The 8,005-nt window shown below is 43.7% G+C and carries 7 protein-coding genes; 2 read left to right on the top strand and 5 right to left on the bottom strand.

The window, feature by feature from the left end:
- Positions 1-293 precede the first annotated feature (293 nt).
- Positions 294-608 carry an HPF/RaiA family ribosome-associated protein gene (locus CWD90_RS22640; RefSeq protein ID WP_103478329.1) on the bottom strand — a complete coding sequence of 105 codons (315 nt, stop codon included), beginning with the start codon at positions 606-608 and terminating at the stop codon, positions 294-296.
- Between the two features lie 115 nt (positions 609-723).
- Positions 724-909 carry a hypothetical protein gene (locus tag CWD90_RS22635; RefSeq protein WP_103443096.1) on the bottom strand — a complete coding sequence of 62 codons (186 nt, stop codon included), beginning with the start codon at positions 907-909 and terminating at the stop codon, positions 724-726.
- Between the two features lie 368 nt (positions 910-1,277).
- Between CWD90_RS22635 and CWD90_RS22630 the strand changes: the two genes are divergently transcribed.
- Together CWD90_RS22630 and CWD90_RS22625 are read left to right on the top strand one after the other, a co-directional pair.
- On the top strand, positions 1,278-2,597 hold the full coding sequence (locus CWD90_RS22630; protein WP_192878062.1) for a prolyl oligopeptidase family serine peptidase: 1,320 nt from the start codon (positions 1,278-1,280) through the stop codon (positions 2,595-2,597).
- 209 nt (positions 2,598-2,806) lie between these two features.
- Positions 2,807-5,365, top strand: a complete 2,559-nt coding sequence (locus CWD90_RS22625) for an alkaline phosphatase D family protein (protein WP_103478328.1) — start codon at positions 2,807-2,809, stop codon at positions 5,363-5,365.
- Positions 5,366-5,434: 69 nt separating this feature from the next.
- Here the strand turns inward: CWD90_RS22625 and CWD90_RS22620 are convergent, their stop codons facing one another.
- From CWD90_RS22620 to istA, 3 genes are read right to left on the bottom strand one after another with little or no spacing between them, the layout of a single operon-like run.
- Positions 5,435-5,707, bottom strand: coding sequence for a DUF1330 domain-containing protein (locus tag CWD90_RS22620; RefSeq protein ID WP_192878061.1), 273 nt, complete (start codon positions 5,705-5,707; stop codon positions 5,435-5,437).
- Positions 5,708-5,742: 35 nt separating this feature from the next.
- The gene (gene istB / locus CWD90_RS22615) at positions 5,743-6,480 is read right to left on the bottom strand and encodes an IS21-like element helper ATPase IstB (protein ID WP_103478327.1); all 738 of its coding nucleotides are present in this window, start codon (positions 6,478-6,480) and stop codon (positions 5,743-5,745) included.
- A 24-nt stretch (positions 6,481-6,504) separates the two neighbouring features.
- Positions 6,505-7,818: an IS21 family transposase gene (gene istA / locus CWD90_RS22610; protein WP_157941310.1), complete on the bottom strand. Its 1,314-nt coding sequence runs from the start codon at positions 7,816-7,818 to the stop codon at positions 6,505-6,507.
- Between the last annotated feature and the right edge of the window lie 187 nt (positions 7,819-8,005).

The following is an 8,005-nucleotide window of genomic DNA, read 5'->3' as shown; positions in this document are numbered from 1 at the left end:
ATCCGAAACAAGACGTTTTTTGAATTCTTCCGAGTATTTACGCTGTTTGCGGATACTCCGTACATTTGCTTTCATAGCTTTCCACTCTTTAAGTGGTCAACCTATATCAGGGACGTACATCACTGCCAACTGTTCACTGCCAACTGTTTACTGTAAGCTGTTCAATGACCACTGTTCACTGCCAACTGCCAACCGCCAACTGTTCACTGACCACTGTTTACTGTAAACTGTTTACTGTAAACTGTTCACTGCCAACTGACCTACGTTATTTTCTGTTTCTATTATTATAGCTATTAATGATTTTGGATTTTTCCAACAATGGTATCTAGAGCACTTTTTATTTTGTCAATGGCACCAGCTACCGCAAGATCTATAGTATTTGCCTGATTTGTGACGGCAATGGGTTGTCTGCCTTCAAGTCTGGCTTCCAATAGACAAGAGATATCATTAAACCCATCCTTTTTTCCATTTTCATCTTTTAAGTGTACCTCTATTCTGGAAATATGAGATTCGAACCTTTCTAAGGCTTCGTTAATTTGAGAAGTAAAAAAATCGGCACTTCTTTGTTCTCCATTAAGCGTTTTATCGGTATTTATTTTGATAATCATGTTTTACAGTTTTTGATGCTTGTTAGCATAAGTTTCTAAAAGGCCATTTAGAGAATCCAAATAGCCTTTTAGTTCTTTATTATGTATTCCTATTTCCATTATGGATAGGAAATTTTTATTTCTTTTGGTCATCTCCTGGTCTCGGAGACTTAAATACATCCATTCCCTCTTTTCTATGCTCCACCACTTGTTCCTTAATAAATTCACGGAACTCCCTGTTGCTCTGACCGGCCTGTTTGGAGAATTCAGCTACTGTTTTGGTTATTCCTCTTAACTTTGTATTCAAAAAAGTTTTACTCATATGTAATTGTTTATATTGTTAATATGCAGTATACAGGTTTAATAGTGGAACTTTATTAATACTGTCTTAAAATCCAAAGATTATCTTAACAATGGCCCATTCTATTAGGGTTCTTACTAAAGGATAAACTTCTTCAAAACCATTAAAGAGGGCAAAGTTTCTCATTTCCAAAAATCAATTTCGCGATATCCTTTTTCTTAACCACATATAATAGCAGTCCTACTAGTAGGTTGATTCCAAAAAGAAGAGGGATTACTTTCGGCATATCCATTGAATAGTCCCTAGCTAGCTGTTTAACCTAAAACCAACATTAGGGAATAATTGAAAATAAAGAGTAACTTTAAATTTCCCTCTAATTATCCCATGACATGAAAAAACCCAAAAATACGGATGCTGAAATCCATGGTTCCAGAAGGGCCTTTATTTCCAAGACCGCTCTAGCAACCGTGGCCTTGCCACTTTTGCCCAGTACCATGACCGCCGCTTTTGACCATATGCTACCAACCATAAACCCTATCCCTATGAATGCAGAACTACCAAAAAGCCTTATAGGCCAATATGGCCCTTGGTTGGCTTCACAAATGCAAGATCCGCCCAAGTTGTCCTTCCGGAACGACCACTGGTCCAAAATTGAAGACTGGAAACCGAGCGCCCATGCCAAGGCCGAAGAACAGATAGCAGAGCCTAGGATAAAAGATACCATAGTAGTTACCCTTAAAAGGAAATACAACTACGACGGACTAGAAATTGAGGAACTTACATGGCAATTGCCCTATGGAAGACCTGTGGAAGCTATTTTTTTAAAACCCGAAAACAGTACAGGGAAGTTGCCCGCCATTTTGGCCCTGCACGACCATGGCGGTAATAAATACTTTGGCAAAAGAAAGATCACCAAGACTTCAGATGCTCAGCATCCGCTTATAGTAGCGCACCAAAACAGTTATTATGAGGGTAGGGCATGGGCGAACGAGATGGCCAAAAGGGGATATGCCGTATTAATACATGATGCCTTTTCCTTTGCTAGCCGGCGGGTGTTCTATAAAGATATGGCCGGTATTGAATGGGGGGCGTTGAAAGCGGAGGGGCGTACCGATGAAAACCCTGAAGATGTTAGGAACATTGAAGCCTATAACGAATGGGCAGGCCACCATGAACATGTAATGGCGAAATCCCTTTTGAGCGCTGGCACGTCCTACCCCGGTATGGTGTTGGCCGAAGACCGAATTGCTTTGGATATTCTGAGCGCTAGAAAAGATGTGGATCCGGATCGTATGGGTTGCGCCGGACTCTCGGGTGGGGGGCTGCGTACTGCTTTTTTAGGGGGAATGGATGCTAGGATAAAATGTGCCGTATGTGTAGGTTTTATGACCACATGGAAAGATTTTTTACTGAACAAGTCCTACACCCACACCTGGATGACCTATGCACCGGGACTGGCAAATTATCTGGATTTCCCTGAAATTTTTGGCCTGCGGGTACCACTTCCTACCATGGTGCTGAGCAATAACCAAGACCAACTGTACACCTTGCCAGAAATGAAAAAAGCTGATGAGATACTAGCAGCGGTCTTTTCTAAAGGTGGGCATCCTGAACGGTATAGCGGAAAATTCTATGATGGCGGACATAAGTTCGATATACAGATGCAAACAGATGCGTTTAATTGGTTCGATACCTGGTTGGGGAAATAAAATATTTTATAAAAGTCATCGACATGAAAAATAGTAATGCTATCGAATGAAGAAAATTCATCAAAAACAATATCAAGTAAAAGGATATCACATTAAAAAGCGATTTGCAGAATCACCTTTTCAATCCATTAAAAGATAAAAAAGACCTTATTGCGCTATAGCAAAAAAAATAATTGCCGAGCGTTATCGCAAAAACCAACCTGTATACAATGATAAATTATCTACCGCTAAAAATAAAGATGCTGGCTATTTCCTTAGTATTCTTTATGAGCAATTGCACCCAAGAAGAACCCTTACTTTTTTTCGATTGGAACCAAGAAGTAAACCGCCATTGGATAGGCCCCGAATTTTGGGCCAACCGCCTACAGGACTGGAAAGTTCAAAATGGAAGATTGGAATGTATCGCCAAGGGCAAGGATATATTTTTTAGAACTTGTCACTTAGTTAATTACCGATTGTCCAATGCAGATGGAAACATCCAAATGGCGGTAAAAACAGGTCTGCTTTCCGAAGAATACGGAGAAGTATCCTCAACTGGATTTCTCATAGGTGCAGCGCCATCGTTGGATGTGTTGGGTGCATCCTTGGTACAGCAAAAACCTGGAAAGGATGCTGGCATATTTGCCGGTGTAACCGTCACTGGAAAACTATTCTTCAAAAACATGGAGACGGATAAAGTAATTGTAGAGAAACAATTTGATAAAAAGGAAACTTACCATTTGCAATTGGAAATTAAACAACGGGAAGGAACTTACAGCCTAATCCTGAAAAGTGGTGAAGATGTGCTTGAGACCAAGGGCTTAAAAGGGCCATTGTCCGGCAATATTGCTTTAGTCTCAGAACCGGATGTTGAAAATAATAAGGGACGTTTTTGGTTTGATGAATTCAATATCAAGGGGAAAAAGCTACAGGCCACGGACATTAGTATCGGCCCTATACTTAGCGCACAGCATACACTAAGTAAAGGCACCCTAAAAATGACAGCCCAGATGATGCCAATAGGTGAAAACGAGTTAAAATCGGTGAACCTTGAAATTAAAAATGCGGAGACCTGGGAACAGGTAGGTACTACGGATATTATTACTCCCGGTAATACAGCGACCTTTAAAGTAAATGACTGGCCAGACACTAAAGATATGCCGTATCGGATTGTATATGAGTATGTGCCTTCAACAGGAAAAGGTCCGAAAACACATTATTATGAAGGAACAGTGCGTCACGACCCCATTGAAAAGGATGAGATTACAGTGGCCGGGTTTACAGGAAACCACAATGTATCCTATCCGGGAATGTCACAAGGACGTTCCCCCTTTTCCTATGATTTTTCAGGAATATGGTATCCCCACAACGATTTGGTAGAACGTGTTAAAATGCATGATCCGGACGTCCTATTTTTTAGCGGAGATCAAATTTATGAAGGTGCCAGTCCCACTTGGATGGACTATGACAACTTGGAACTGGATTACCTATATAAATGGTACCTGTATTGCCTGGCATATCGTGATATTACCAAAGATATCCCTACCATTTCCATTCCGGATGATCATGATGTATATCAAGGAAATCTTTGGGGACAGGGCGGTCGTAAGGTGGACAACCAGAACGATGGAGGCTATATGCACCCCGCTTGGTTCGTGAAAATGGTGGAACGAACCCAATGTACCAATCTGCCCGATCCTTATGATCCCACTCCAGTAGAGCAAGGCATAAACGTCTACTATACGGATATGGTCTACGGAGGCATTGGTTTCGCAATTATTGAAGACCGTAAATTTAAGTCCGGACCTTGGGACAACCCTTTCCTAAGCGCGGGACGCCCCGATCATGTAATTGATCCAAACTATAACTACAAAGGGATCGATCTTCCAGGGAAAAAATTACTGGGCGAAAGACAGCTTGAATTTCTTGAACATTGGGGAGAGGATTGGAATGCCCATACCATGAAAATGGCGCTATCACAAACCATATTTGCCAATATTGCAACACATCATGGTGCAGGGCTTGATCGTATAGTGGCGGACCTTGATTCCAATGGTTGGCCCCAGACCGGGCGAAATAGGGCAGTGGATATACTTAGAAGGTCTTTTTCCTTTCACATGGCGGGTGATCAACATTTGGGATCTTTGATACAGCATGGTATTGATACTTGGGATGATGCATTCTACTCGTTTTGTGTACCCTCCATAGCCAATTTCTATCCCAGGGCCTGGTGGCCGGAAGAGGAAGGGAAGGACAGGCCTGAAGGCGCCCCAAAAAATATGGGCAAGCACTTGGATGGTTTTGGAAACCCTGTTACCGTCTATGCCGTGACCAACCCAGCATCATTGACCAAAAAATCTACAGGAATGGAGCCCTTGGTTTTGCATGACCGAATGCCAGGTTATGGAATCGTAAAAATGAAAAAATCCGATCGTACCATTCAAATTGAATGTTGGCCAAGATATGCCTTGCCTGGAAAAGATCAACAATATGAAGGATGGCCCAAAACCATCAGCCAGTTTGATAATTATGGTCGTGAGGCCGTTGCCTATTTGCCTGAAATTATAGTAAACGGAGTTGTCGACCCTGTATTACAGGTAATCAATGAAAAAACCAATAAGGTAGAATACACAGTAAGAATGCTTGGCCAGAGACATAAGGCCAAGGTATTTGAAATAGGCTCTTACACAATCGAAATAAGTGAACCTGAGACATCTAAAAAGAAGATAATCCGGAACCTTAAAGCTGAACGAATTAACGAGGACAAGATAATTGAAATAACTCTGTAGAAAGGATAGATAATTCTGTGCTAATCGTAACAAAATTGGAATTATTTTGGTTGGGGAAATAAGCAGTTGCTATAATTTAGTTCCCTGGATTAAAATGGAAGATTTGATCGACTTTTCTTTTAGATGCAAGAACTTTTTTCGTTCCTCGTCATTTTTAAAATTATCAAAGTCTTCTTGCGTATAAAATTCCACCAAATGAATTTCATAAGGGGTCTCTATATTTTTTTCGATTACGGATTCGGCTGTGGGTCTAATCCTTAGGGTAAGTTGACCGTTATATTTTGAAATGGTGGTGGCTATTTCGGAGTGATGGTGCCACCTGTTTCGGTCAAACAGTGCCACTTTGAAAGATCTTTCAATTATACAAAAAAAATGTGTTAGTCGTTTTTTAAAATCCCTTTTCTTAAGCTTTCCCCTTTTAGGTCCAACCTGTGCGATGAGTTCACTATCCTGTCCAATATGGCATCGGCAATAGTGCTTTCCCCGATAATATCATACCACGCGGATACGGGTATCTGGGAGGATATAATGGTCGAGGCCTTATTGTAACGGTCATCGATGATATCCATCAGTGCCTCGCGGGCATGGTTGTCAAAACTCTGCAGTCCAAAGTCGTCCAGGATCAACAGGTCCGTTTTCAAGAGTTTGTCCAGCTCCTTGAGATAGGTACCGTCCACTTTGCATAGTTTCAGTTTTTTAAGGAGCCTGGCCGTATTGGCGTATATGGCCCTTTGTTCCATCATACATGCCTGATGTCCCAGTGCCTGTGCCAGATAGCTCTTGCCCGTTCCCGAGGCCCCGGTGAGGATGATGTTTTCCTTCCTGGCCATAAAATCCAATGTCCCCAGGCGGGCGAACATATTCTTGTCCAGGTTGCGCTGTTGGGCATAGTTCACCTCGGCCAGGTTGGCTGACTGTGCGAACCCCGCCTGTTTCAACAACCGTTGGATCTTCCGGTTCTGACGGTCCTCCCACTGGTGGTCCGTGAGCATGGCCAGGTACTCATCGGCGGTAATATCGGCCACACCGTTGTCCCTTACGTGCTGTAGGTGCAATTGGGCCATGGCCCCCAGGCGCATCTGTTTCAATTTTTCGATTGTCTGTTCATTGTTCATAATATATTGGATTTAAGTTATGTATTATCGGTAAGCGGAGGCGCCCCGTATGTTCCCGTGGTCCGGAATATGGCTCTTGTCCTCTTCGAGGTCCCGGTAGAACAGGGAGCTTTTGTCCAGGTTGTTCTTCAGGATGTTCCTGATCCGCATATAGGAAACGGCATCTGCCTGCAGGGCCCTTTTACAGGCATTGTCCAGGCGTTCCGCCCCGTAGGCCTTATGGAGCTGTATGACCCCCATGGCCCTTTTATATCCTATTTCCGGATAGTCCCCCTTGGCGAGTATCGTCTCCACACAGCCCAGTACATGGTCGCCGTGTCGGGCCGCTTTCTTTTTAAAGAACTCCGGGCTCCAGTCGCTATAGTACTTATGGGTGCTGCTAAGATGTTCCCTGTTGGTATTATAGCTGCCTTTTTCCGGATGGCGCCGGTGCAGGGCGATCCGTTGTTGGTGGTAATAGACTTCGACAACGGAACCGGTGTAATGGATGGTGGTCTCTTTCCCGATATAGCGGTAGGGAACGCTATAATAGCTCTTGTCCGCGGAGAAATAGATATACCCCATCTTCTGCACCTTCGCCCTTCGATATTCCTTGAGCTCGTACGCACTCTCGGGCAGGGGCTTCAGGTATTCCCGTTCCACGGATTGGAACAGTTCCCTGCGACTGGCTTCCTTTCGTTTGAACAACAGGTCGTTGTACGCCACCAGCAAACGTTTTATCTCCCGGTTCAGATCTTCGAGGGAGAAGAACACCATTTCCCGTATTGGGTAGTAGATACGCTGATAGGCAAGGTGCACGGCGTTCTCCACCAGGGCCTTGTCCTGGGGGGAATACCCCCGGGCGGGGTTTATGGCGCAGTTGTAATGCCGTGCAAAATCCTTAAAGCTACGATTGATGTCCGCCTCATATTTACTGGCCCTTGTAACCGCCGATTTCAGGTTGTCCGATACAATGGCCTTGGGCACGCCGCCGTAAAAGTTCAGGGCTTTGGTGCAACAACCGATCAGATCCTCCCGTTTTTGGCTCCTGCAGGCCTCCACATAGGTATACTGGCTATTGGGAAGGATGGCCACGAACACTTCCACCGGGACCACTTCCCCAGTGTCCCTATCAACAATATGGAGTTTCTTGCCGGCGTAGTCGATGAACATTTCGTTCCCTGCCCCGTGCTCGAGCTTCATGGAACCCTTGGCCTTTGCGTATTTGCGCCGGTAATGTTCCATGAACTGGGTGTAACCATAAGGCTCTTTGGCCTGCTGTATGTACTGCTGATAATGATATAGAAAGGTAAACCCGGGATGGTTCCGGGCCTTGTTGACCCCCTCAAAACATTGCATGACCTCTTCGTAGCGACTATTATCTATAGTGGTATGGGAAGGGAACAGGGCTTCAAGGGCCCTGGAGTGTCTACCTTTGATGGCACTAATTTATAGAGTCCGTAATAAGTATATTTGAATTATGGCAAAACAGTATGATAATGAATTCAAGGTTATGATAGTAGATCTATTAAAATCTGGATTAATG

The sequence above is a fragment of the Arenibacter catalasegens genome, assembly GCF_002909235.1.
In the GTDB taxonomy this organism is placed as follows: Bacteria; Bacteroidota; Bacteroidia; order Flavobacteriales; family Flavobacteriaceae; genus Arenibacter; species Arenibacter catalasegens.
Note: the sequence above shows the minus strand (reverse complement) of the source record. Positions and strands in the feature narration are given on the sequence as shown.

Excerpts from the sequence above, each read along its gene's own strand:
- CWD90_RS22640 (WP_103478329.1), bottom strand. The coding sequence starts at position 608 with ATGATTATCAAAATAAATACCGATAAAACGCTTAATGGAGAACAAAGA.
- CWD90_RS22635 (WP_103443096.1), bottom strand. The coding sequence starts at position 909 with ATGAGTAAAACTTTTTTGAATACAAAGTTAAGAGGAATAACCAAAACA.
- CWD90_RS22630 (WP_192878062.1), top strand. The coding sequence starts at position 1,278 with ATGAAAAAACCCAAAAATACGGATGCTGAAATCCATGGTTCCAGAAGG.
- CWD90_RS22625 (WP_103478328.1), top strand. The coding sequence starts at position 2,807 with ATGATAAATTATCTACCGCTAAAAATAAAGATGCTGGCTATTTCCTTA.
- istB (WP_103478327.1), bottom strand. The coding sequence starts at position 6,480 with ATGAACAATGAACAGACAATCGAAAAATTGAAACAGATGCGCCTGGGG.
- istA (WP_157941310.1), bottom strand. The coding sequence starts at position 7,818 with ATGCAATGTTTTGAGGGGGTCAACAAGGCCCGGAACCATCCCGGGTTT.